Genomic DNA, 25,968 nt, shown 5'->3' on the forward strand with positions numbered 1-25,968 from the left:
GTTGCTTGTCACACGCACACCCCCGGTATTCATGTTTGTCGCCGCTGTACCGGCCGGGAAAATTACGCCTTGTTGTGGAAAGGCGCCGGAACTGCTATCTCAACCCTCCTCACCGTTTTCATCGCCGTCATCAGCTTCGATTTCACACAGCAGTGGATGCTCGTGATCCCTTGCAAACTGATTTACCTGCGCGGCCTTTGTTTCCGCTATATCCCGAGTATAGACACCGCAGATCGCTTTTCCCTTAGTGTGCACCTGCAACATCAGTTGAGTGGCACGCTCCCGGTTCACGTAAAAGAAAAGCTCCAGCGCTTCAACGACGAATTCCATCGGGGTGTAGTCGTCATTGAGCATGACCACCTTGTACATTGGCGGTCTTTTCAGTCGAGGACGGGCCTCCGCCAGAGCAGTATCTCCACCGGGCTCGTGAAAATGATAGTCGTCGTCTCTCTCGCCTTCGTTCGAGTGTAGTTTAATGATTTGTGATTTTCCCATAGCGCAAGTCAATCAAGTTTCAGGAATCAGTTCGCAGTACTGACGCTCGGGCACTTGTAGCCCTGGCCAGGTCCGGATTAAACCGGGAACGTCTTGTCGAGATCGGTCACCGCGGCGAATTTGGTAAGCGGGCATTGTAACCTCAAATGCCACCCGACACAGTCGGGCAGCCTGATTTGCTTGACAACTAAAGGGGTCTTGGCTACAAGAGGTATTAACCGCGCCAAGCGGTGAAAGGGCACTAGCATTTATTCGTACAAATGACATTGTGCGAGCATGCAAGCGCATGAAGCGCGATAACAATAATGACATTTTTAGGCGGCCAGCAGTCGCCCCGGCAATTTAGAGGGATTTCGCCATGCCTACCGGTACCGTCAAATGGTTCAATAATGCCAAGGGTTACGGATTTATTCTCGCGGACGAAGGTGGAGAAGATTTATTCGCCCACTACTCGGCAATTCAGATGGAGGGTTACCGCACCCTGAAGGCGGGCCAGCAGGTCAACTTCGACATCATTGAAGGCGACAAAGGCTATCACGCAGCCAATATCAGCCTCGCTACCGCCAATGCCTCTCGGGCAGCCGCGCCCGCACCACAACAGGTGCACGCCGTGCGTGAGAAAGAGACCGAAGAAGCCCTCGACTGATTGGGCTGCAGGCCGTCAGGTCTCAAAAGGCTGACACCCCAGAATACGTGACCCGGTACTGGACCCCGGGGGTTTGCCCTGCTTGATCATAAAGGTCAACCGGAACAATGACTCACTTCGTGACAAGCCCAGGAGCTTCTGTGCATCCCGGGTGGCGAGGTGACTGCCAGCGCACCGGAGCAATGGAACGTTCGTACCACCATCAAGCCTGAAGCACCCTCGCTTTGACGCCGTTTGATCACACACCCGGTACACCGGGCTTGGCGGACGCAAGGACAGGACGGATATAAAAAAAGCCCCGCACCTTTCGGTGCGGGGCTTTTTATTGGACTCAAAATCAAGCCATGTGCTTGATGACTTCCTCGCCAAACTCGGAGCAGGATTTCAGCTCGGCGCCGTCCATCAGGCGCTCGAAGTCATAGGTTACGGTCTTGGCTTCGATGGCGCCTTCCATACCTTTGATGACCAGCTCAGCCGCTTCGTTCCAGCCCAGGTGACGCAGCATCATTTCCGCAGACAGGATCAGGGAGCCCGGGTTTACCTTGTCCTGGCCCGCATACTTCGGCGCGGTACCGTGGGTGGCTTCAAACAGGGCAACTTCGTCAGACAGGTTGGCGCCCGGCGCGATACCGATACCGCCTACCTGTGCAGCCAGTGCGTCGGACAGGTAGTCGCCGTTCAGGTTCAGGGTAGCGATTACGTCGTACTCGGCCGGACGCAGCAGAATCTGCTGCAGCATGGCATCGGCGATTACGTCCTTGACCACGATTTCCTTGCCGGTATTCGGGTTTTTGAAGCTGCACCAGGGGCCGCCATCGATCGGCTGAGCACCGAACTCTTCGCGGGCAATTTCATAACCCCAGTCGGCGAAGGCGCCTTCGGTGAACTTCATGATGTTGCCTTTGTGCACCAGGGTCAGGGAGTCGCGGTCCTGATCAATGGTGTACTGCAGGGCTTTGCGCACCAGGCGCTTGGTACCCTCTTCGGAAACCGGCTTCACGCCGATACCGCAGTTTTCCGGGAAGCGGATTTTCTTGACGCCCATCTCTTCCTGCAGGAACTTGATGACCTTGTTCGCTTCATCGGTGCCCGCTTTCCACTCGATACCGGCGTAGATGTCTTCGGAGTTCTCGCGGAAGATCACCATGTCTACCTTGTTAGGCTCTTTCACCGGAGAAGGTACACCGCTGAACCAGCGCACCGGGCGCTGACATACATACAGATCCAGCTCCTGACGCAGGGCAACGTTCAGGGAGCGGAAGCCGCCGCCTACCGGAGTGGTCAGCGGGCCTTTGATGCTGACAACGTAATCTTTGATCGCTTCCAGGGTCTCGGCCGGGAACCAGTCGCCGCTGTAGGTTTCCGCCGCTTTCTCGCCGCAGAAGATTTCCATCCAGGCAATAGACTTGTCGCCGCCGTAGGCTTTGCTGACTGCCGCATCGATCACTTTGATCATTACCGGGGTGATATCCACGCCGATGCCGTCACCCTCGATGAACGGAATGATCGGGCTGCTCGGTACGTTCAGAGAACCATCTGCGTTGACTGTAATTTTTTCGCCGTTGGCCGGCACTTGGATATGACCCATTAAGTTGACTCCCGTAACTCTTTGACTAAACGCCCGGCTTGATCAGGGGAAAACAGGCATAATGCGCCGAATCATCCACCGCCGGTCATGGTTGCCGCCCATTGTTTGCGTCGTTGCATACGCCGAGCCGGCTAAAAATCGGCGGGATTATACCAGTATCCGCCCGCTTTTGTAGTTTCATTACAACCAAGGCGGCCTTATCGGTCACAATCACCCCATGAGCCAACTTATCCTGTTCAACAAGCCCTATGGGGTACTCTGCCAGTTTACGGACACGGATGGCCGCCCTACCCTGGCGGATTACATCCGCGTGCCCAATGTCTACGCAGCCGGCCGTCTGGATTATGACTCCGAAGGGCTGGTGCTGCTCACGGACGACGGCCGCCTGCAACATCAGATCGCTCACCCCACGAGCAAACAGCCTAAGGTTTACTGGGCTCAGGTTGAGGGTGAGGTCACGGAAGAGGCACTGTACATGTTGCGCCACGGGGTGGACCTGAAAGATGGCCGCACCGCCCCTGCCAAGGCCCGGATTATCGCGGAACCCAGTATCTGGCCGCGCACACCGCCCATCCGAGAGCGCAAGTCCATCCCTACTACATGGGTCGAGCTAACCCTCAGCGAAGGCCGCAATCGTCAGGTGCGACGCATGACGGCCGCAGTCGGGCACCCCACCCTGCGACTGGTCCGCAGGTCTGTTGGCAAATGGTGCATCGACGGCCTGGAACCCGGCGAACAGCGCACAGAGACCACCGTCTTCTCACCCGACAAGTCACAGCCAAGAACCAGGTCCAAAACCGGATCCAGAGCCGCTCCGAGTGGTCGTAAGCCGGGGAGTACCCGCAGTGGTGCCCAGGGCAAGGGCCGCAATGGACAGAGCCGCAAACGCTGAACGGAATACGCAGGAGCCCCCTTTCGGCTAGGCTGAAAGAGAACTGGCGCGAGCTTCCCTCCCGATCCTGTTGCAGTGCACTCGGGGTCCGGGAGCGACATATTGGTCAGCAACCGGATTCACAGGTAAAATGCGCCCCCATTTTCCGGCCCACTGCAGGTTTCAGTCAGGTTTCGGAAACTCGCGTGGCATTCGGGGTTGAAAAGCCCCACACGCCCCTCACTGTAATGACCCGGTATTCCATGTCAGATTCGGATATCTCTGTGCCGTCCAGCTCCACTGCCCAATCAGTCACAACGCCGAGGCGAGTCATTGTCGGTATGTCCGGCGGTGTAGACTCCTCCGTGGCCGCCCTGCTCCTGATGCAACAGGGTTACGAGGTGGAAGGGCTGTTCATGAAGAACTGGGACGAGGACGACGGCACTGAGTACTGTACCGCGAAGCAGGATCTGGCAGACGCGGAAGCGGTCTGTGCCCGTCTTGGAATCAAGCTGCACACGGCCAACTTCGCCGCCGAGTACTGGGACAATGTATTCGAGTACTTTCTGGCGGAGTACAAAGCCGGGCGCACCCCAAACCCGGACATCCTCTGCAATCGGGAAATCAAGTTCAAGGTCTTCCTGGAATACGCCGAGGCGCTCGGCGCAGACGCCATCGCCACCGGCCACTACACCCGCCGTCGGGATGAAAACGGTCGTACCTATCTATTGAAGGGACTGGATAGCAACAAAGACCAGAGCTATTTCCTGCACGCGGTAGGAGAGGCGGAATTTGCCCGCTCGCTGTTCCCCATCGGCGAACTGGAAAAACCGGAAGTACGTCGCATCGCCGAAAAGCATGGGTTGGTCACCCACAGCAAGAAGGACAGCACCGGAATCTGCTTTATTGGTGAACGGCGCTTCAAAGACTTTCTGGAACAGTATTTGCCTGCGCAGCCCGGCGAGATGCAGACCCCGGAAGGGGAAGTGATGGGGCAGCACAGTGGCCTGATGTACCACACAATCGGCCAGCGCCAGGGCCTTGGCATCGGTGGTGTGAAAGGTGCCGGCGACCAGCCCTGGTACGTAGTGGGCAAGGATCTCGAGCGAAATGTGCTGATTGTGGCCCAGGGCAAGCATCACCCCCTGCTCTATTCCACCGGTCTCATCGCCACGCAGACCCACTGGATTAACGGAGCTCCGCCGGCTCGCGAATTCCGCGCTGCGGCCAAAACCCGCTACCGCCAGGAAGACCAGGACTGCCTCATTAGCGTCGGCGACAACGGCAACCTGGTGATCGCCTTCGACAAACCTCAGCGCGCAGTCACCCCCGGCCAGTCCGTGGTCATCTATCAGGGCGAAATCTGCTTGGGCGGTGCGGTGATCGAGCAGGCCACCGGCATCGGTGACGTCGACGTACCCCGGTACGGAAGCGAACAACAGGTCGAAAACACCCAACAGGCCGCAGGGAGCAACCATTGAGCAACTGGCGAGATCAGGCATTGGCGCTGGCCGGCGTTTTTCAGGCAGCGATTCTGGTGGAGCGCTTGGCCAAAACTGGCACCGCGCCAGCGGAGCAAATGGAAACCGCCGTATACAGCCTGTTTCAGCAGAACCCGGAAACAACCGAGGATGTGTTCGGGGGCGTTGAAAAAACGCTTGCCGGTCTGCGCGGTGCACGCCAACTGCTCGCCACCCGCAGCCATCCGGAATACACGGATTGCCTGCGCTATGTCCTGTCCATTCTTTATCTGCAACGCCAGTTGGCCAAAAAGCCCGGACTGCTTTCCATCATCGGCAGCAGGCTGGAAAAGGCCCGCACGCAAACGGAACACTTCGGCATCGGCCACGAAAATGTTTACGCCAACCTGGCCAGCATTTACAGCGATACCCTGAGCACGTTCCGGTTCCGCATCCAGGTACTGGGGGACTTCAATTACCTGCAACAGCAGCGCATCGCCAACCAGATCCGCACCATGCTGTTCGCCGGTGTGCGCTCTGCGATGCTCTGGCGCCAACTCGGTGGTCGCCGTCTGCACCTGCTGTTCCAGCGCAAGAAACTGATCGCTGCCATGGATGCGCTGGTGGCCAAGTACGAATCACTCGAGCATTAATTTTTTAGTTTTCTGCCGCCGGGACACTGCCCGCAGGCGGCCGATATTGATACCGGAGAGACGTAATGACTGTCGAACTATCCGCTCTTACCGCGGTTTCCCCCATTGATGGACGCTACGAGAGCAAAACCGCAGCACTGCGGGATATTTTCAGTGAGTACGGTCTGATCCGTGCGCGCGTGGAAGTGGAAGTGCGCTGGCTGCAACAGCTGGCCCGCCACGAAAAAATTGCAGAAGTTCAGGCATTCACCGGCGACAGTAATCAGATCCTCGACGATATCGTCAGCCAGTTTTCCCTTCAGGATGCCGAGCGCATCAAGGAAATTGAACGCACCACCAATCACGACGTGAAGGCGGTGGAGTACTTCCTCAAGGAAAAAGTCAAAGGTGATGAGCAACTGGCGGCAGTCAGTGAGTTCATTCACTTTGCCTGCACCTCGGAAGACATCAACAACCTGTCCCACGCACTGATGCTGCGCGCGGGTCGCGATCAGGTGCTGTTGCCGGCGATGAACCAGATCGTGAATGAAATTGCCACTTTGGCGAAAAATTTCGCCGATGTCCCGATGCTGTCCCGCACCCATGGCCAGACCGCCAGCCCCACCACCGTGGGCAAGGAAATGGCCAACGTGGTCGCGCGCCTGCGCCGCCAGGTCAAGCAGATCCGCGATGTGGAATTACTGGGCAAGATCAACGGCGCTGTGGGCAATTACAATGCCCACCTCTCCGCCTATCCGGATGTTGACTGGCAGGCAAACGCCGAGGAGTTTGTAACCTCCCTCGGCCTCAGCTGGAACCCCTACACCACGCAGATCGAACCCCACGACTATATTGCTGAACTGTTCGACGCCATCGCACGCTTCAACACCATTCTGATCGACTTTGATCGCGACGTGTGGGGCTACATTTCCCTCGGCTACTTCAAGCAGAAGGTCGTGGCCGGCGAAGTGGGTTCCTCCACCATGCCGCACAAGGTCAACCCCATCGACTTTGAGAACTCCGAAGGTAACCTGGGCATTGCCAACGCGGTATTCCAGCACCTGGCCGCCAAACTGCCGGTTTCCCGCTGGCAGCGCGACCTGACCGACTCCACCGTGCTGCGCAACATGGGCGTCGGTGCCGGTTACTCCGTCATTGCCTACGCGGCCACGCTGAAAGGCCTGAGCAAGCTGGAAATCAACCGTGCGCGCCTGGAAGAAGACCTGAACAACGCGTGGGAAGTGCTCGCAGAGCCGATTCAGACCGTCATGCGTCGCTACAACATCGAAGAGCCCTACGAAAAGCTCAAGGCACTTACTCGCGGCCAGGGCATTACCAAGGAAACACTCGCGGTATTTATTGACGGCCTGGACATGCCCGAGGACGCCAAACAGGCACTGCGTGAACTGACGCCGGCCACCTATATCGGTAACGCTATCGCGCAAGCGAACAATATCTGAGTAAACCTCTGAACCTGCATTTTCTTCGGGAGATCTTCCATGACGGCGTCGGTGAATCGCTCCGTTGGACCGCTGACACATCTGGGAGAGATCCCGGTGGAAATATTTTTGCGGGAATACTGGCAAAAAAAGCCACTGTTGATCCGCAACGCCTTTCCCGGCTTTGAGGCACCGATTTCCGGCGAAGAGCTCGCCGGTATGGCGCTGGAAGAGCGGATTGAATCCCGTATCGTCGAGGAGCATGGCATCGACGGACCGTGGCAGCTGCGCAACGGTCCGTTTACCGAAGAGGATTTCTTCGCCCTGCCAAAAACCCACTGGACCCTGCTGGTGCAAGCGGTAGACCAGTGGATTCCGGAAGTTGCGATGCTCAAAGACTATTTCCGGTTTCTCCCCGACTGGCGTCTCGACGACATCATGATCAGCTACGCCGCGGATCAGGGAAGTGTGGGCCCCCACTACGACTTCTACGACGTATTTTTGCTCCAGGCAGAAGGTACGCGCCGCTGGCATCTCGGCCCCAAAGCCGATGCCAACAGCCCGCGTGTGGAAGGTACACCGCTAAACATTCTGCGGGATTTCGAGTCCGAAACCAGCTGGCTGCTCGAACCCGGTGACATGCTCTACCTGCCGCCCCAGTACAGCCACTGGGGAATTGCCGAAGGTGGCTGCACCACGATCTCCATCGGTTTCCGGGCACCATCTGCGCGCACCATGCTGGAGGATTTGGCCGCAGAGCTAGGCGCCGGTCTACCGGAGCACTACCGTTACACGGATGTCGATCTGAGCCTGCCGGCAAATCCCGCGGAAATTGACGGGGCAGCGGTGGCGCGCGTACAACGCCAACTGGCGGAATGGCTGCAGCAACCACAGAACATCGCTCAGTGGTTTGGCGCCATCATGACGGAAGCCAAATACCCGGACACCATCGCCCTGGACGCCGGCGCCGCCGACGACTGGCGTGAGGAGCTCGCTGAAGGCGGCAGCCTTATCCTAAATCCAGGCTCCCGCTGTGCGTTCTGTCGCGATCCAGCAACCCTGTTCGTAGACGGAGAATCCTTCTCTGCCCCCCTGCTGTTTGCGGAAGGCTTTTGCGAGTCTCACGAAATCACTCAGAGCGATGTCGACGCCTATCCCGAGCTCGCCGCTAAAGACGCGCTGCTCGACGTACTGGTTTCGCAAGGCAGTCTCATTTACCCTGAACTCCTCGAGGATGACGACCTGGATGATGAAGAGGAGACTGATTGATGAGCCTGTTTGTACGTCTCGCCGACTGGCAGACAGATCGGGACACCATCCGCGGTATCCGTCAGAAAGTATTTGTGGAAGAACAACAGGTACCTGAGGAGCTGGAGTGGGATGATCTGGAAGAAAGTGCGCAGCACTTTCTCGTGTACCTGAGCAACAAAGCCGTCGGCACCGGGCGCCTGACCGGCGGCGGTAAAATCGGCCGCATGGCGATTCTCAAAGAGGCCCGCGGTCATGGTGCCGGTCTGGAATTGCTGAAACGCATCTGTAAATTCGCCCGTGTGTCGGGGCAAAAAAATGTATACCTGAACGCCCAGGTTCACGCCGTTCCCTTTTATGAAAAGGCCGGCTTTGCCGTCACCGGGGAAGAGTTCATGGAGGCGGATATCCCTCACGTACGCATGGACCTCACCCTGAATGAGAGTGAGCCCAGTGAAAATGCGGACGACTGGAACCGCTGACGAATCGCACTTCCTGCCGAATAGTTCAGACAATTGAAAAAGTCCCGGCTGCAATGGCAACCTGGGCTTTTTTATCGGGGGCGAACAATCTGATGGTTCAACAACCGCTCGACGCCCTCGCCTCCATTACCTCCCATATCGACACCACATTTCTCCGCTCAATCACCTGAGCAACCGACAAGGCACGAAGCCGAAAATTTTTAAAAAATACTGCTTTCATAACGCCGGACAGGATTGTGGCAAGACTGACCGCGGGACCGGCAAGCCGGATATTGTGACGGTTACACCGCGAGATTACCTACGCTCGCTTTCAACAACCTTTCAATCCGCCCTCTTTCTGCGTGCTTCGACAATCAGGTACAAACGCCTGGAATCGTGTAACCTTCCCCGCAGTGAAAGCGTTAACAGTTGGCGGAGCTCATGAACGTATTACTGGTAGAAGATGATCCCCTGATCGCCCAAGGGTTATTACAGGCACTCAAACAGAGCGCCTACACGGTGGTACATGCTCCCTATGGTGAACGCGCGGAGGGACTGCTTCTCGCCAACGATGTGGACCTGATTATTCTCGATCTGGGGCTACCGGATATGGACGGGCTCGAACTACTGCGGCGTTTACGCGCACGCCAAAACCGCGTGCCGGTACTGGTGCTGACCGCCCGTGACGGCGTCGAGCAACAGGTTGCCGCGCTCGACCAGGGCGCAGACGACTACATGGAAAAGCCCTTCGACCTGCGTGAACTGGAAGCGCGGCTGCGGGCACTGCTGCGTCGCAGTCACAGTCTCTCCACCGATGAGGTCAGCCTCGGCGCGTTACAACTGAGCCCCTTTCAGCGTACCGCCACACTCCACGGCGAGCGCCTTGAACTGCCCGCGCGCGAATATGAAATCCTGGAAATTCTTTCTCTCAACGCACAGCGGGTGGTCACCAAGGCGCGCCTCGCCCAACGCCTTAGCCGGGAAGGTGATGAGGTAGGTGACAACGCGGTGGAGGTTTATGTACACCGCCTGCGTCGCCGCTTGCAGGAATCCGGGCTTGTCATTCGCACCCAGCGTGGCGCAGGCTACGTGCTGGAGGAAGCGGATTGAACAGCAAGCTGGGATTGCGTTCACTGCTACTGCTGCTCGTCGGCGGGCCGTTGTTTCTTCTGCTGTTGATTGAAATGCTGGTTACATTTGGTATTGGCCTGCATGTAACCAATCAGGTGTTCGATCGCTGGCTGCTGGATTCCGCCTACTCTCTCGCGCAGGAAGTTCGCCAGGAAAACGGCCATTTGGTACTTCACGCCGATGAGGCCGCCATCGAAGTTTTCGAGTGGGACGAGCTGGACGAAGTCTACTTCCGGGTCTCCACTCTGGATGGCCGGGTACTGGGTGGGAAAAGCGAAGCCTGGGTCAACCCCGATATTTCTTCCCTCAAACAGGGGCCGGTTTTCACCAATGTAAAAATGGGTGGCGAGTGGGTGCGTAGCGTCACCGTACTGGCCAATCCGGACTCCCCAAACAACAGTGCGCTGGTGAGCGTTGCAGAAACCCTGCACAAGCGCATACCACTGTCGCGCACACTGATGTTTGAAGTGGTTCTGTCAAAGGCCGCCATGATTATTGCCGCCCTGCTGGTGGTGGCGTTCGCACTCAGCCGCGGTATCCGGCCCCTGCTCCGCCTCAGTCAGGAACTGGCCAACCGCTCGCCGCGGGATTTGACCCCGATCAAGACGATGTCGGCGCCAAAAGAGGTGCGTACCGTCATCGATAACACCAACCGCCTGCTGGAGCGGCTCGATAACGCATTCAGTGCACGCGAGCAGTTTATCGGCAATATTTCTCACCAGCTGAAAACACCGCTTGCCGGGATCAAGCTACAGGCGCAACTGGCACTTCGGGACAACAATCTCGACACCGCGCATCGGGCACTGGAGCGCATCTGCAAGACCACGGATGCCATGACACATCTGAATATCCAGCTGTTGAAGCTTGCACGCGCGGAAGCGGCGTCGGGCCGCGGCTTGCGCAGCGAGCCTGTGGCCCTGGACAATGTAGTGCGCGAAGCCGCGGAAAGCCTGCGTGAACTCGCGTGCGACCGCCGGGTGCAGATACACCAGAATTTCACCGGCGCCCCTCCGGATGGTTTCAAGGTCTCCGGCGACTATTTCCTACTGCGGGAACTGGTGTGGAATCTGGTAGAGAACGCCATTCTCTATGTACCGGAAGACGGCAACGTGTGGGTGGCGCTCACCCGCAATGGCAGCGAGATCAGACTGACGGTAAAGGATGACGGACAAGGCATTCCCCGCGAGCACTGGCCACAAATTTTCGAACGCTTTTTCCGTTCAAAAATTTCCGGCGAGGGCTGCGGCCTGGGCCTTGCCATCGTCAGAGAAATTGCTTTTGCCCATGGCGCCACGGTCGAACTTCAACAAGCCACGGATACCAGCGGCGCATGCTTCGTGTGCGTCTTTCCAGCCAAAAGCAATTCGGCTTAAATGATTCTTTCCGGGAGCGTGCTCGGTTCCAGACGAATGGCAATGTACTTGGACGTCGGCGTGAAGCTGCCAACGCCATAACTTTCCAGTGGCACCAGAGGGTTGGCCTCCGGGTAATATGCCGCCGCCTGCCCTTTGGGAATATCGAACGCAATCAGGGTAAACCCCCGTACCCGGCGCTCCACCTCATCGTTCCACAGGGAGATGATATCCACCGACTGACGGTCGGCAAATCCCAGACGGCGAATGTCTTCCCGGTTTACAAATAAAACCCGGCGATTACCGCTTACGCCGCGATAGCGGTCATTGAGTCCGTAAGTCGTTGTGTTGTATTGATCGTGAGAGCGCAGAGTCTGTAATACCAGATCCGCGCTGCCGGCACCCACTCTGCCGATTTTTTCCAGCACCTCCGGAGGTAACGGCGCGGGCAGCGGATGACTCACGAAGTTCGCCTTGCCGTTCTTGGTCTTCCATTGGCGTTGTCCTGCAGCATTCTGCAAGTAGAATCCACCCGGGGTTTCCAGCTTCCGGTTGAAGTCCTTAAACCCGGGAATCACATCGGCGATCAACTCTCGAATACGTGTGTAATCCTCCACCAGCTCAAGCCAGGGAATCGGAGTTTTCCCTAACGTGGCCTGCGCCATACCGGCAACGATCGCGGGTTCTGAACGCATTTCCGAAGACAGCGGCTTCAACTGCCCGGACGAAGCGTGCACCATGCTGAATGAGTCCTCTACTGTTACGGCTTGGGCACCGCCGACCTGCATATCGATATCGGTGCGCCCAAGGCAAGGCAGTATGAGAGCCCGCTTGCCGGTAACCAGATGGCTGCGGTTAAGCTTGGTGCTGATTTGTACCGTCAACTCACAGTTGCGCAGTGCGTGGTGGGTGCGCACGCTGTCGGGTGTGGCCCGGGCGAAGTTGCCACCAAGGCCAATAAATACTTTTATTTTGCCTGCGAGCATGGCCTCGATGGCTTTGACCACATTTACCCCCGCCTCTCTCGGCATGGGAATACCAAACCTCCCCTCCAGTGCATCGAGAAAAGGCGCTGAGGGGTTGTCGTCGATCCCCATAGTACGATCGCCCTGGACATTACTATGGCCACGCACCGGACACAGCCCGGCCCCAGGGCGACCAATCTGGCCGCGCAGTAATTGCAGATTGGTAATTTCCTGAATGGTTGCCACCGAATGGCGGTGCTGGGTAATGCCCATAGCCCAGCAGATGATGGTGGCATTGCTGCGACGGTAGATGTGCGCAGCGCGCTCCAGTTCATCCTCGCCGAGCCCGCTGTAAGCGACAATTTCGTCCCAGGTGGTACCATCCACCATCGCTCGATACTGCTCAAACCCTGCACTGTGCTCGCGGATAAAGTCCAGATCAAGGGGGCCCGCTTCGCCGTTTCTTTCCGCCTCATCCTGCCACTGGAACAGGAACTTGGCGATGCCGCGTATTACGGCCATATCACCACCGAGGGCGGGCCGGAAATATCCGGTATTCAGCGGTGCCTCACCGTCAGTCAGCATCTGCACCGGGTCCTGTGGTGCCTGGAAGCGTTCCAATCCGCGCTCTCGCAAAGGATTGAACACCAGCACCTGAGCACCCCGAGCCACCGCCTCACTCAGCGGTTCCAGCATACGCGGGTGGTTGGTTCCGGGATTTTGACCGATCACAAAGATGGCTTCCGCCCTGTCGAAATCACCATAGGTCACAGTGCCCTTACCGGTACCGATACTCGCCTTTAATGCCGCGCCGCTGGCCTCGTGGCACATGTTGGAACAGTCCGGCAGGTTGTTGGTGCCAAAACTGCGGGCAAACAATTGATAGAGAAAGGCGGCTTCGTTACTGGCACGGCCGGAGGTGTAGAACGCGGCCTGATCAGGAGACTCGAGTTTGTTGAGCTCCGCAGCGATCAGCGCAAACGCCTGCTCCCAGCGAATGGGTTTGTAGTGATGAACCTCGCCGTCGTAATACATCGGCTCGGTCAGACGACCCTGGTATTCGAGCCAGTAGTCATCCTGTGCCGCCAGCTCCTGCAGGCTGTTTTCTGCGAAAAAGGCCCGGTCCACGCCGCGACCGGATGCCTCCCAGTTCACCGCCTTGGCACCGTTTTCACAGAACCGGATACGGCCCTCTTCAGGTGCCTCACCCCAGGCACAGCCTGGGCAATCAAAGCCGCCGTTCTGGTTGGTCTGCAGCATGGCTCGCAGATTCTTGAACGGCTGGCGACTGTCGAGCCAGGCGTGGGCGACGCCGCGCAGCGCCCCCCACCCTGCGGCAGGGCGCAGGTAGGGGCGGAAGCGAAAACGGTCAATGGGAGTCTTCATCTGCAATCCCTTTAGCGGCCATTTAGCGGAGAGTCCGTACCGCTGTAGATACGCGGTGCATCGCCCGCCGGTTGGTGCAACAGGTTGAGTTGATGCCGCCTGGCCCATCGCACGCTGATATCCGAGGGTGACGACAGGCTCACCAGAGTACCGATTCCCACGCGCACGGCTTTCTGGATCAATTCGAGACTACAACGACTGGTGATAGCAACGAACCCGTGCTGCACATCCAATCCCTCCCCCAGACAGGCGCCAATCAGTTTATCCAGCGCATTGTGCCGGCCGATATCCTCCCGACACAGCCTGGTGTCTCCACTCTGATCTACATACAGGGCGCAGTGCATGGCGCCGCTTGTTTGCCGGTATTTCTGCGCAAATTCAAAACGCTCGCGCAGCCGCTCAAAATGGTGAACCGGGGGCAGTGGTGGAAAAAAGTCGCAGGAAAGCGTGTCACCCCCGTCACGATCCAGTGAAAGCGCCTGCGACAACGCTTCTACCCCGCAAAGTCCGCACCCGCTGCTGCCCGCCAGATGGCGACGCTGCTGTTTCAGGCGGGAAAACGCGCGCTGATTGAGACGGATGTCCAGCAGCACGCCCTCCTCCACTTCAGAAACTTCCACATCGAGCATCTGCTCGCGCTGTTCAATAACGCCACTGGTAAAACTGAAGCCGAGGGCAAAATCTTCCAGGTCATCCCGTGTCGCCATCATTACCGCGTAGTTGAGGCCGTTATAGCTGATACCCACAGCCGTTTCCCGCGCCAACAATTGGGATTCACCGGCACCGTTCCCGGCCATGCTGTAGCGATAGAAAGATTGTTCGCTGTACTTCATACATAAGGACTACATAAATTGAAAAACCGCAGGCACACGCACAGCGGTTCTTACTGGGTTGCTAACGGATCTTTACCGCGGTGCCGCTAACACTCACCATCATCATTCCACCTCTTTCGCCCACTACTTCGTAGTCCAGGTCGATTCCGACAATGGCGTTGGCGCCGAGGGCGCGGGCCTCTGCTTCTATTTCGGCAAAGGCGATCTTGCGCGCTTTGCCCATTTCACGCTCATACGCACCGGAGCGGCCGCCGATGATGTCGGTGATGGAACCGAACAGATCCTTGAAGATATTGGCACCGAGAATGGCCTCGCCGACGACAACACCGAGATATTGCTCGATCGGGCGGCCTTCGATAGAGGGGGTGGTGGTCTTGATCATTTGTCGCTCCTGTATGAGGGTGGTGAGGCACCCGATGAGCTTACACAAATAATCTCTCGAGCGTGTATTAATAACAGGCGCCAATAAAAAGCCCCGCACAAGGCGGGGCACTTTCATCCAATAAAACGGGCAGCCACGGTTAGCGCAGGCTGGCTTTGAACTCACGACGACGGCGATGGAGAACCGGCTCGGTATAACCGTTTGGCTGTGCACAACCATCAAATACCAGCTCACATGCGGCCTGGAAGGCGATACTGTGATCAAAGTCCGGCGACATATCACGGTAGGCCGGATCGCCGGCATTCTGGCGATCAACCACAGCAGCCATACGGCGCATTGTTTCTTCCACCTGGGCGTGCGTACAGATGCCCTGCTTCAGCCAGTTGGCGATATGCTGGGAGGAGATGCGCAACGTCGCGCGGTCTTCCATCAGGCCGACATCGTGAATATCCGGCACCTTGGAGCAGCCCACGCCCTGGTCGATCCAGCGCACCACGTAACCGAGGATACCCTGGGCATTGTTGTCGAGTTCGCGCTGGATTTCCTCCGCGCTCCACGCCGGGTTGTCGGACACCGGCACGGTGAGAATGTCATCGAGACTGGCACGCTTGTGCTGCGCCAGAGACTCCTGAACCTCGGCGACATCCACCTTGTGATAGTGCAGAGCGTGCAGGGTAGCCGCGGTGGGCGATGGTACCCAGGCGGTATTGGCACCCGCCTGTGGGTGGCCTATTTTGGCTTCCATCATCGCCGCCATCATGTCCGGCATGGCCCACATGCCTTTCCCGATCTGCGCGCGCCCCTTGAGGCCTGTAGCCAGGCCCACATCCACATTCCAGTCTTCGTAGGCAGCAATCCATTTTGACTGCTTCATGTCGCCCTTGCGGATCATTGGACCCGCGAGCATGGAAGTGTGAATTTCGTCGCCAGTGCGGTCGAGGAAACCGGTGTTGATGAACACCACACGCTCTTTCGCAGCGGCAATACAGGCCTTGAGGTTGACCGTAGTACGACGCTCTTCATCCATGATGCCCACTTTCAACGTGTTGCGGGCGAGACCCAGGGCGTCCTCGATGCGACTGAACAGCGTGTTGGTAAAAGCAACCTCTTCGGGGCCGTGCATTTTCGGTTTCACGATATACACGCTGCCCGCGCGGGAATTTTTGTGCGGGCCGGTGCCGCGCAGATCGTGCATGGCAATCAGGCTGGTCACCATACCGTCGAGGATACCTTCGGGTACCTCGTTGCCATCCTTGTCGAGCACCGCATCATTGGTCATCAGGTGACCGACATTGCGCACAAACATGAGGCTGCGACCCGGCAGACTCAGCTTGCCGCCTTCGGCATCGGTATATTCGCGGTCGGGATTCAGTGTGCGCACCACTTCCCGGCCGTTCTTGTTGAGCGTTTCCTGCAAATCGCCCCTCATCAGGCCAAGCCAGTTGCGGTACACCAGCACCTTGTCTTCGGCATCCACTGCAGCAACGGAGTCCTCGCAATCCATAATGGTCGTGAGCGCGGATTCCAGCAGAATGTCCTTGATACCGGCCTTGTCGGTCTTGCCAACAGGGCTTGTGCGATCAATCTGGATTTCGAAATGCAGGCCGTGGTGATTCAGCAGTATGGCTTCCGGTGCTTCCTGAGCGCCGCGGTAACCCGCAAACTGGCGACTGTTTTTCAACGCGGCCACTTTGCCGTTGGACAGTTCCGCTTCCAGCAGCGATCCATTGATACGGTAGGCTGTTACATCGCGGTGGCTCACCCCACTGAGCGGTGCGGCCTGATCCAGAAAATCCCGGGCGTAAGCAATAACCTTGTCACCGCGCACCGGGTTATAGGCGCCGGCCTTTTCCGCGCCATTGTCTTCGCTGATCACATCGGTGCCGTAAAGCGCATCATACAGGCTCCCCCAGCGGGCATTGGCCGCGTTCAGCGCGTAGCGGGCATTCATCACCGGCACCACCAGCTGGGGGCCGGCCATGGTGGCAATTTCCGCATCCACATTTTCCGTTCTCACGGCGAAGTCCGCAGGCTCATCCACCAGGTAGCCGATTTCCTTCAGGAACGCTTTGTACGTATTGAGGTCCCGGTATCCCTGTGGGTTGTCGCTATACCACTGATCCAGACGGGCCTGGATATCATCACGCTTTTTCAGCAGCGCGCGGTTCACCGGCGCCAGGTCGTTCACGACACCCTCGAACTCCGCCCAGAACACGTCGGCACTGACTCCGGTGCCCGGGATAACTTCTTCCGCAATCAGTGCGTGCAGTTCTGTGGCGATCTGCAGACCGCCAATACGGATTCTTTCCGTCATGAGTGACCTCTTGTACTGGTGATGGGGACTCGTGAGTTTCGCGGCATTCTAAACAGGGGGATCCCCATGCCGCTAATTTATAGGTGCGATACTCGATATTTGTCAGATGAATTTCAATCCCGGCATGAGTCAAAGCTGGCGCCCCACATCCAGAATCAACCGGCGCATCCAGCGATGTGGCGCACTCTGTTGCAACAGAGGGCTCCAGGCCATTTTCAGCTCCAGCGGCGGAATTTTGAGCGGCGGGTCGCGCAATACCACCCGAGGATTGCTGGAAGCCAACTGCGCCAGCCGCGTGGGCACGGTGACAATGAGGTCGCTTTGCTCCGCCAGCAGCATCGCCACCTGGTAGTGGCGGGTGAACACGGAGATATCGCGCTTGCGCCCCTGGCGGCCAATTGCCTCGTCCACCCAGCCGAGGCGCTGCACATCTTCCGGATTCACCCCGACCCCTACCCCCATGCCGGTTTTACTCACCCAGATATGCTGCGCCCCCAGATAACTCTCCAGATTGTAGTCCTGCAGTATGGGGTTATCCGCGCGCATGACACAGGAGAAACTGTCGTTCCATATGGTGGCCTGGTGGAAGCTCTGGGGCATGGAGTCGAACCGGTTGATGACCATATCTACCTTGCCCTGCTCCACATCCACAAAGCTCACATCACTCGGCGTCATGATGTCTAGACTGATACCGGGAGCACTCACACGCAGCTGTTTCAACAGCGGTGGAATCAGTGTGGATTCAGCGTAATCGCTGGCCATGATACGGAAGGTGCGACGTGCCTCCGCGGGCGAGAAGTCCCGGTTGGGCTGGATGACCTGATCGATGGCGGCCAGGGCCTCGCGCACCATCGGTTGTAGTTCCATGGCCCGCTCTGTGGGCATCATGCCCTCGCGGGTACGCACCAACAACGGATCGTCAAACAGCTCGCGCAGGCGCTTGAGGCCGTTGCTCATGGCGGGCTGGGACAACCCCAGGTGGTTGGCGGCGCGGGTAACGTTGCGCTCGCGCAGCAGTACATCCAGGTAGACCAGCAGGTTCAGGTCGGCGCGTTCCAGATTCATTGACGGGGCTCCCGGCGGGCTTCATACGGCCGTTATCAGCCGGCCTTTACTGTGTGTCAGCACCGGGCTCGAGCCCAGGTTTCACAAGGGATTCAGTGATTTATTCACCGCTTGTATAGCGGGAATCATGACAATAAATTAGCCAAATTATGCCAGCACTCCTAGGATACGCACAACCTGATCGCAGTCACCTTTTTAAGGAAAGTTGAGGAAAGATGCCCATGTCCACCTACGCACAAGAAATCGAAAAAGCCGCACAGCTCTGCAAGGCCAATGGCCCCTCCTGGGATTCCATCAACCCGGAGTCCGTCGCCCGTATGCGCCTGCAGAACCGGTTCCAGAACGGCCTGGATATCGCCCGCTACACTGCCGACATCATGCGCAAGGACATGGCTGCGTATGACAAAGACAGCTCCAAGTACACCCAGTCCCTGGGTTGCTGGCACGGCTTCATCGGCCAGCAGAAGATGATTTCCATCAAGAAGCACTTTGAAGGCAAGACCGACCGCCGGTACCTGTATCTGTCTGGTTGGATGGTGGCGGCCCTGCGCAGTGAATTCGGACCGCTGCCGGATCAGTCCATGCATGAGAAAACCGCGGTGGCCAGCCTGATCGAAGAGCTCTACACCTTCCTGCGCCAGGCGGATGCCCGCGAACTGGGCGGCCTGTTCCGCGAGCTGGATGCAGCCCGTGAAGCCGGCGACCAGGTAAAGGAGAAGGCGATCCAGAACAAGATCGACAACCACGTCACCCATATCGTGCCGATCATCGCCGACATCGACGCCGGTTTCGGCAACGCCGAAGCTACCTACCTGTTGGCGAAGAAGATGATCGAGGCCGGCGCCTGCTGTATTCAGATTGAAAACCAGGTTTCCGATGAGAAGCAGTGCGGCCACCAGGACGGCAAAGTCACCGTTCCCCATGAGGACTTCCTGGCCAAGATTCGCGCCGTGCGTTACGCCTTCCTGGAACTGGGCGTGGACAACGGTGTGATTGTTGCGCGTACCGATTCCCTCGGCGCCGGTCTCACCAAGCAGATCGCCGTTACCCGTGAGCCCGGCGACCTGGGCGACCAGTACAACGCCTTTCTGGATTGCGAAGAAGTGGCGCCGGGCGACCTGGCCAACGGCGACGTGATCATCAACCGCGATGGCAAGCTGCTGCGTCCCAAACGCCTGCCCTCCAACCTGTTCCAGTTCAAGAAAGGTACTGGCGAAGCGCGCTGCGTACTCGACAGCGTCACCTCCCTGCAGAACGGCGCAGACCTGATCTGGATCGAAACCGAGAAACCGCATGTGCGTCAGATCGGTGCCATGATGGATGAAATCCGCAAGCAGGTACCGGATGCCAAGTTGGTGTACAACAACAGCCCGTCCTTCAACTGGACCCTGAACTTCCGCCAGCAGGTATTCGATGCCTGGCAGGAAGAAGGCAAAGACGTATCCGCCTACAAGCGCGACAACCTGATGAGCGCCGAGTACGACGACACCGAGCTGTCCAAGGCTGCGGACGAAAAAATTCGCACCTTCCAGGCCGACGCAGCGCGTGAGGCGGGTATTTTCCACCACCTCATCACCCTGCCCACCTACCACACCGCGGCCCTGTCTACCGACAACCTGGCCAAGGAGTACTTCGGTGAAAAAGGTATGCTGGGTTACGTGGAAGGTGTTCAGCGCAAGGAAATCCGCCAGGGCATCGCCTGCGTGAAGCACCAGAACATGGCCGGCTCCGACATGGGCGACGACCATAAAGAGTACTTCGCCGGCGAGGCTGCACTCAAAGCGGCCGGTAAAGACAACACCATGAACCAGTTTGGTTAAGCGTCGATCTCAACATATCCCTGAGAAACCGCTTCACTCACTTCGGGCTGCCAATTGGCAGCCCTTTTTTATTGTTCCATTTCACACACTAGTCTTTAAGGCAAGCCTGTAACCAAGCCGCGCTGCCTATGTCGAACTCCAGCCGTGTCCTCGTCCTGAACTGCGGCAGCTCATCGTTGAAATTCGCCGTGATCGATCCGCTCAGCGGTACATTGGAACTGACTGGAATTGGCGAAGCCCTGGAGCAAAATGAACCGACAGTCAGCTGGAAAATCGGCGGAGAGAAGAAGACGAGCCCGTTGCCAGCAAACAGCGGACACCGGGAAGTCATCCACTTTCTGGTAAACAATATCCTGCGTGAATGCCCTAACTTGCGGGATCACCTTGTCGCCATTGGCCATCGCGTGGTCCACGGCGGCGAGAAGTTTTCGCACTCGGTGCTGGTCGACGACGCGGTAATCCATACCATTCGTGAGTGCGTGGCACTGGCGCCACTACATAATCCCGCAGCCCTTCAAGGGATCGAGGCAGCACGCAGCGCATTTCCGTATTTACCTCAGGTAGCGGTGTTCGATACCGCGTTTCACCAGTCCATGCCCAGACACGCGTACATCTACGCCCTGCCTTACGAGCTGTATCGGGATCACGGTATCCGCCGTTATGGCATGCACGGTACCAGCCACCGTTTTGTCACCGAGCGTGCAGCGGAGCTACTCAATCTGCCGGTGAATGAGGTGAACATAATTTCCGCGCACCTCGGCAACGGTGCGTCGGTAACCGCGGTGCACAATGGCCACAGTGTCGATACCAGTATGGGACTGACGCCCCTGGAAGGTCTGGTGATGGGCACCCGCAGTGGCGATGTGGACCCTGGCCTGCTGATGCATCTGGGCGCCCGGCTGGATTACGGCCTGAAGGAAATCAACGACCTGTTGAACAAAAAAAGTGGGCTGCTGGGTATTTCAGAACTGAGCAACGACTGCCGCACGCTGGAGCAGGCCGCCGCCGAAGGCCACGACGGCGCACAACTGGCGCTGGATATTTTCTGCTACCGACTCGCCAAATACATCGCGTCCTATCACGGCGTACTGCCCCAGGTAGACGCGCTGGTGTTCACGGGCGGTATCGGAGAAAACTCCAGTCTGGTGCGGGGAAAAGTGCTCTCCCACCTGGGCGGGCTCGGTTATGTACTCGATGAGGCGAGAAACGGGCGCGCCCGGTTTGGCGAGGACGGCCCGATTTCCACCGAGCAGTCCGCAGTTACCTTGGTAATCCCCACCAACGAGGAATGGGTGATTGCCCGCGACGCCGCCGGACTGGTGCCTCCGACCAGTCCGAACGGTGACCCCAGTTCCAGGGAGTGAAACATGTCCCGTACCATCATGTTGGTTCCCATCAGCGCCAGTGTCGGCATTACTTCTGTTAGCCTCGGCGCGCTGAGAGCCCTTGAGCGCAACGGCGTCAGTGTCAGTTTTTACAAGCCTATCGCGGAGGCGGTGAAGCACGAGAAACACCGCGATCGCAGCAACGAGATACTGCGTCAGGCCTCAAACCTGAAAGTACCGGAATCGTTCTCCATGCACCACGCCGAATCCATGATCGGCCGCGGAGGTCTGTCCGATCTGCTGGAGGAAATCCTCGCGCGCTTCAACGAGAGTGCGAACCAGGCAGATGTGGCCATTATCGAAGGTCTGGTGCCAAATGCCGAAAACCAGTTTGCCAATCAGCTGAACCTGCAGATAGCCAAAACCCTGGATGCGGAAATTGTACTGGTGGTCTGCCCCAATCTGGATTCCCCCCAGCAGCTGAAAGACCGCCTCGAAGTGGCTATGGCCACTTTTGGTGGCAAACAGTCGGGACGCGTGGTGGGCTGCGTGGTTAACAAGGTGGGCGCACCGTCGCAGGTACCGGACGCCCCGGGAGCGGATATCACAGGGGTTTTTGAAGGGCCAAGGGTACAGCGCGGCAACCTGGAAATTCTCTCGCTGTTTGGCAAAAGCCCATTGCCCATTATTGGCTGTATCCCCTGGAATGCGGATCTCGTCGCGCCGCGGGCCAAGGATTTGGCGGATCACTTCCAGGCGGAAGTCATCAACTACGGCGAGCTGGATTCCCGTCGCTTGCACAGCGTCACTTTCTGTTCCCGCTCCCTCGGCAACATGATCTATCGCTTTGAACCGGGCTCCATGCTGGTCTCCTCCGGCGACCGCCCGGATGTAATCGTCGCCGCCTGTCTCGCCGCCATGAACGGGGTGAAAATCGGCTGCCTGTTATTAACCGGTGGCTATTACATCGAACCGATGGTGCGCAAACTCTGCGCACCGGCGATGGAAACTGGGCTACCGGTGATTCTCGTCAACACCAACACCTGGCAGACTGCGCTGCAGCTACAGTCCTTCAACATGGAAACTCCTACTGACGACCACGAGCGTATCGAACGAGTGCAGGATTTTATTGCCGGGCATCTGGATAACCACTGGGTGGAATCCCTGGGAAGCGAATCCAATCGCCCCAAACGACTGTCACCACCGGCCTTTCGCTTTCACCTCACCGAACTTGCCCGCCGCGCCAACAAGCGCATTGTGCTGCCGGAAGGCGACGAGCCACGCACGGTCAAGGCCGCCCTCACCTGCGCCGAGCGCGGCATCGCGCGACCGGTACTGTTGGGCGACCCGAAAGAAATCCACCGTGTCGCCGAACAGCAGGGTCTCACCTTGAGCGACAAGGTGGAAGTCATCGATCCGAAAACCGCACGCAACAAATACGTCGAGCCGATGGTAAAACTGCGCAAGGGTAAGGGATTGACGGATATCGTCGCCAAGGAACAACTGGAAGACAATGTGGTGCTCGGCACCATGATGCTGGCGGAAGGTGAAGTGGACGGGCTGGTCTCCGGCGCCGTGCACACTACCGCGAATACCATCCGCCCGGCGCTCCAGTTGATCAAAACCGCACCGGGCGCAAGCCTGGTGTCATCGGTGTTTTTCATGCTGCTGCCGGACCAGGTGCTGGTCTACGGGGATTGCGCCATCAACCCGGACCCGAACGCCCAGGAACTCGCCGACATCGCCATCCAGTCGGCGGATTCCGCCGCGGCCTTCGGCATTGAACCCAGAGTGGCGATGATCAGCTACTCCACCGGTACATCCGGAACGGGCACCGACGTAGATAAGGTGCGCGAGGCCACCAAACTTGCACAGGAAAAGCGCCCGGACCTGATCATTGACGGCCCGCTGCAATACGACGCCGCCATTATGGAAAATGTGGCCAAGAAAAAAGCCCCGGACAGCCCCGTCGCCGGGCGCGCGACGGTGTTCATCTTTCCCGATCTCAATACCGGTAACACCACCTACAAAGCCGTACAGCGCAGCGCCGAACTCATCAGCATCGGGCCGATGCTGCAGGGGATGCGCAAACCAGTGAATGATTTATCCCGCGGCGCACTGGTGGACGACATCATCTATACCATTGCGCTGACGGCAATTCAGGCCAGTCAGTTGAATTGATGAACGACATATCCGTGTCATTTTCCGTGCAGCAGTGAGGTTTGAGTGCCGGAAATTAACACAAAATAAATAGACGGAGGAGTAAAAATTTCCTCGTCAGGTCAGCTGATCCTGCCTCGCAGGCCAGTATTTCCAGGAGGAATAAGAACTTAATGGGGGTTGAATGCAGAGGCCGGGTCAAATACATCCCCGAGCGGTCGATCCTTATCGAAAAACAGCACCAGCGCTCCGGCAACGAGATACGCTTCCAGGCGATGTTCGAACGTATCACTGTATTCAAACGCCATGCGCTTGAGGCAATCATGTACAAATCGGTATTCCGGTGCACTGCTTTTGCAGGCCCGTCGCCCTTTGCGCAGAATCGGCCACAGATCCCAGATTTTACGCCCCTCTTCTTTCAGCGCCTTGAGCGCAACTGCGAGTTGTACCTCTTCACGAGTAAGGTCAGTGCCGAGGGGATAATAAGGAAGCAACTGCAGACGATGCCCCTGCGCAAATACCGAGTGGATACGCTCCGGCGTATTATTCGCGAACGCTTCAGGAATAGAAAATCCGGCGTCGATCTTGCCTGCCTCCCTGGCTTTTGCCAGGAGTTCCTGCTGGAAGCGTGAATCCGCAATGCAGAGCATGGCTTCAATCACATCACGGTCGGACTTGCCGCGCAGGTTGGCGACACCGTATTCGGTAACCACAATATCCCGCAGGTGGCGGGGGATGGTGCAGTGGGGATACTCCCACACGATATTGCTACAGATGCGTCCACTCATCTGACGGGTGCTGGGCAGCGCGATGATCGAGCGACCACCGGGTAGTTCGTGGGCCTGGGCCACAAAATTGTACTGACCGCCCACACCGCTGACCACCTGCCCGTTCTCCAGCCCATCGGAAATCACTGCGCCGTTCAGGGTAACCATCATGGCAGAATTGACGAAGCGCGCATGTTGACGCTGGGCGATTTTAAGGGCCCTGTTGTTTTGCAGTTCGTTGATGAAATCAATCGCGGTCATGTTGATGCCGGCCATCTCCTCTAGCGGCATTTCCCGCAGGTCCCGATACATGGCCGTAGAACCCAGATAGAAACCGCCGTGTAACCAGATACCACCGGGCAGCGGCTTACCCGCGCAATTACCCATCAATTTTTTGCGCCCGGCGCTGCTATGTAGATCGCACTCTTCGATTTCACCATGGGTATCAAGGAAGCGGTGTCCACGCCAACTGTAGCTGGGGTCAACGATGCCTGCATCCTGCAGGAACTGTGTATCCGCTTCTGTCAACGGGCATTGAATACGTCCGGAATCCCGCAGCGCGATCAACAGCTTTTCGTCGACGGTATCGGTCGCCGCACCTTCGTTTAATATTTTCTGCAGTACAGAATCGGCGTATACATGCCGCTTCAATACACCCGCGCGACGCAAATGTAAGAAGCCCTCCGGTACCATTTCACTGGCACCGTACAACCCCTTCTGGAAGTCGCCAAGCTCTGGAGGTTGTTTGAACAGTGTGCGGGCGGTGTCCGTGTCGAGTGATTGCAATATGTCCCGGTAATCGGCGTTATTGCAGTGTCTCAGGCGCAGTACATGGCAGATGGCGTCCCCCAGCGCACCAATGCCGACTTGCAGGGTTCCCCCATCGCGGATCAGACCGGCGATGTGAAAGGCGAGTGCGTAATCGGTCAGGCGCACGGGGGCGTTGGGGGCCGCAAACAGTTCTCGCCGAAACAGGTCGCCTTCGAGCAGAAAATCGAACGTATCCGCCGAGACCCGCGCGTCACCACCAACAAATGGCAGCTGCGCATTCACCTCGCCCACCAGAGTGATCGGGCCATAGCCACGCGCGCGCGCCAGCTCGAGTACTGGCAGGGTAAGGTCCGGGTTGCTACTTAAACTGAAATCACCGCTGTCGTCGCTCGCCGGCGAAATCATCTGTGCAATCACGTTGACGCCGCGATCCAGCAAATCCCTGGGTACGTGGGTGTAGTTCGCGCTGACGTAACTCTGCTGGACCGAATTCTTGTGCAGAAAACTGCCGGGCTGCAGGAAGAATTCGCACACTTCCACGTTGTCCGGTAACAAGCCCTTGCGGCGGGCCACGTTATAAGCGAGGTCCTGATAGTCCGCGTACAGCCGATCGAGCAGCGGCTGTATAAAGCGTCGCTGTAGTTCATTTCCTGCGGATGGGCGCTCCAGCGTCAGAGCGGTATAGATCGTGAGTTCAATTTCCGGATCATTTTCTGCACGCGCATAGAGCGCATTGGCAAACTGGTTTGCCTTACCGAGCCCGAGGGGCAAGCCCAGTACGATGCGTTTGCCAACCCGCGCCAGCACGGCGTCTACACAGGCCTCGACCGCACTGAATGATTCCGGTTGTGCCATGG

The 25,968-nt window shown here is 57.8% G+C and carries 20 protein-coding genes; 12 read left to right on the forward strand and 8 right to left on the reverse strand.

Features of this window, described 5'->3' with window-relative positions:
- Positions 1–99: 99 nt before the first annotated feature.
- Positions 100–495: an ATP-dependent Clp protease adapter ClpS gene (gene clpS, locus C3938_RS15615; RefSeq protein WP_105104148.1), complete on the reverse strand. Its 396-nt coding sequence runs from the start codon at positions 493–495 to the stop codon at positions 100–102.
- Positions 496–853: 358 nt separating this feature from the next.
- On the opposite strand from clpS, the gene cspD reads away from it, so the two are divergent.
- Positions 854–1,141, forward strand: a complete 288-nt coding sequence (cspD, locus tag C3938_RS15620) for a cold shock domain-containing protein CspD (protein WP_105104149.1) — start codon at positions 854–856, stop codon at positions 1,139–1,141.
- Positions 1,142–1,478: 337 nt separating this feature from the next.
- Here cspD and icd read toward each other — a convergent pair whose 3' ends face one another.
- Positions 1,479–2,729: an NADP-dependent isocitrate dehydrogenase gene (icd, locus tag C3938_RS15625; protein ID WP_105104150.1), complete on the reverse strand. Its 1,251-nt coding sequence runs from the start codon at positions 2,727–2,729 to the stop codon at positions 1,479–1,481.
- 217 nt (positions 2,730–2,946) lie between these two features.
- Here icd and C3938_RS15630 point away from each other — a divergent pair, with 217 nt between their 5' ends.
- The 8 genes from C3938_RS15630 (at position 2,947) to C3938_RS15665 (ending at position 11,344) form a co-directional block, all read left to right on the forward strand.
- The gene (locus C3938_RS15630) at positions 2,947–3,621 is read left to right on the forward strand and encodes a pseudouridine synthase (protein WP_105104151.1); all 675 of its coding nucleotides are present in this window, start codon (positions 2,947–2,949) and stop codon (positions 3,619–3,621) included.
- Between the two features lie 242 nt (positions 3,622–3,863).
- The gene (gene mnmA / locus C3938_RS15635) at positions 3,864–5,081 is read left to right on the forward strand and encodes a tRNA 2-thiouridine(34) synthase MnmA (RefSeq protein ID WP_105104152.1); all 1,218 of its coding nucleotides are present in this window, start codon (positions 3,864–3,866) and stop codon (positions 5,079–5,081) included.
- Entirely contained in the window at positions 5,078–5,713 is a 636-nt protein-coding gene (hflD, locus tag C3938_RS15640; RefSeq protein ID WP_105104153.1) for a high frequency lysogenization protein HflD, read from the forward strand. The genes mnmA and hflD overlap by 4 nt, the downstream gene beginning before the upstream one ends.
- A 65-nt stretch (positions 5,714–5,778) precedes the next feature.
- The gene (purB, locus tag C3938_RS15645) at positions 5,779–7,152 is read left to right on the forward strand and encodes an adenylosuccinate lyase (protein WP_105104154.1); all 1,374 of its coding nucleotides are present in this window, start codon (positions 5,779–5,781) and stop codon (positions 7,150–7,152) included.
- 39 nt (positions 7,153–7,191) lie between these two features.
- Positions 7,192–8,400: a cupin domain-containing protein gene (locus C3938_RS15650; RefSeq protein ID WP_105104155.1), complete on the forward strand. Its 1,209-nt coding sequence runs from the start codon at positions 7,192–7,194 to the stop codon at positions 8,398–8,400.
- Positions 8,400–8,861, forward strand: coding sequence for a GNAT family N-acetyltransferase (locus C3938_RS15655; RefSeq protein ID WP_105104156.1), 462 nt, complete (start codon positions 8,400–8,402; stop codon positions 8,859–8,861). Before C3938_RS15650 ends, C3938_RS15655 begins: the two co-directional genes overlap by 1 nt.
- Before the next feature lie 420 nt (positions 8,862–9,281).
- The gene (locus tag C3938_RS15660) at positions 9,282–9,950 is read left to right on the forward strand and encodes a response regulator transcription factor (RefSeq protein WP_105104157.1); all 669 of its coding nucleotides are present in this window, start codon (positions 9,282–9,284) and stop codon (positions 9,948–9,950) included.
- Positions 9,947–11,344: a sensor histidine kinase gene (locus C3938_RS15665; protein ID WP_105104158.1), complete on the forward strand. Its 1,398-nt coding sequence runs from the start codon at positions 9,947–9,949 to the stop codon at positions 11,342–11,344. Before C3938_RS15660 ends, C3938_RS15665 begins: the two co-directional genes overlap by 4 nt.
- On the opposite strand, the gene C3938_RS15670 is transcribed toward C3938_RS15665, so the two are convergent.
- The 5 genes from C3938_RS15670 to C3938_RS15690 all read right to left on the reverse strand — a co-directional run bounded on the left by C3938_RS15670 (position 11,341) and on the right by C3938_RS15690 (position 18,268).
- Positions 11,341–13,674, reverse strand: a complete 2,334-nt coding sequence (locus C3938_RS15670; RefSeq protein WP_105104159.1) for an FdhF/YdeP family oxidoreductase — start codon at positions 13,672–13,674, stop codon at positions 11,341–11,343. The genes C3938_RS15665 and C3938_RS15670 overlap by 4 nt on opposite strands.
- A gap of 11 nt (positions 13,675–13,685) precedes the next feature.
- Positions 13,686–14,507 (reverse strand): formate dehydrogenase accessory sulfurtransferase FdhD, encoded by an 822-nt coding sequence (gene fdhD, locus C3938_RS15675; RefSeq protein ID WP_105104160.1) that lies wholly within the window; start codon positions 14,505–14,507, stop codon positions 13,686–13,688.
- Positions 14,508–14,568: 61 nt separating this feature from the next.
- Entirely contained in the window at positions 14,569–14,889 is a 321-nt protein-coding gene (locus tag C3938_RS15680; RefSeq protein ID WP_105104161.1) for a heavy metal-binding domain-containing protein, read from the reverse strand.
- Between the two features lie 139 nt (positions 14,890–15,028).
- Positions 15,029–17,203, reverse strand: coding sequence for a malate synthase G (locus tag C3938_RS15685; RefSeq protein ID WP_105104162.1), 2,175 nt, complete (start codon positions 17,201–17,203; stop codon positions 15,029–15,031).
- Positions 17,204–17,332: 129 nt separating this feature from the next.
- Positions 17,333–18,268: a LysR family transcriptional regulator gene (locus C3938_RS15690; RefSeq protein WP_105104163.1), complete on the reverse strand. Its 936-nt coding sequence runs from the start codon at positions 18,266–18,268 to the stop codon at positions 17,333–17,335.
- A gap of 221 nt (positions 18,269–18,489) precedes the next feature.
- Between C3938_RS15690 and C3938_RS15695 the strand changes: the two genes are divergently transcribed.
- The 3 genes from C3938_RS15695 (at position 18,490) to pta (ending at position 23,594) form a co-directional block, all read left to right on the forward strand.
- Positions 18,490–20,088, forward strand: coding sequence for an isocitrate lyase (locus tag C3938_RS15695; protein WP_105104164.1), 1,599 nt, complete (start codon positions 18,490–18,492; stop codon positions 20,086–20,088).
- A gap of 128 nt (positions 20,089–20,216) precedes the next feature.
- Positions 20,217–21,452 (forward strand): acetate kinase, encoded by a 1,236-nt coding sequence (locus C3938_RS15700; protein WP_105104165.1) that lies wholly within the window; start codon positions 20,217–20,219, stop codon positions 21,450–21,452.
- A gap of 3 nt (positions 21,453–21,455) precedes the next feature.
- Positions 21,456–23,594, forward strand: coding sequence for a phosphate acetyltransferase (gene pta, locus C3938_RS15705; RefSeq protein WP_105104166.1), 2,139 nt, complete (start codon positions 21,456–21,458; stop codon positions 23,592–23,594).
- Between the two features lie 149 nt (positions 23,595–23,743).
- On the opposite strand, the gene C3938_RS15710 is transcribed toward pta, so the two are convergent.
- Entirely contained in the window at positions 23,744–25,966 is a 2,223-nt protein-coding gene (locus C3938_RS15710; RefSeq protein ID WP_105104167.1) for an acetyl-CoA hydrolase/transferase C-terminal domain-containing protein, read from the reverse strand.
- Positions 25,967–25,968: the final 2 nt, after the last annotated feature.

Source organism: Microbulbifer pacificus (assembly GCF_002959965.1).
Classification (GTDB): domain Bacteria; phylum Pseudomonadota; class Gammaproteobacteria; order Pseudomonadales; family Cellvibrionaceae; genus Microbulbifer; species Microbulbifer pacificus_A.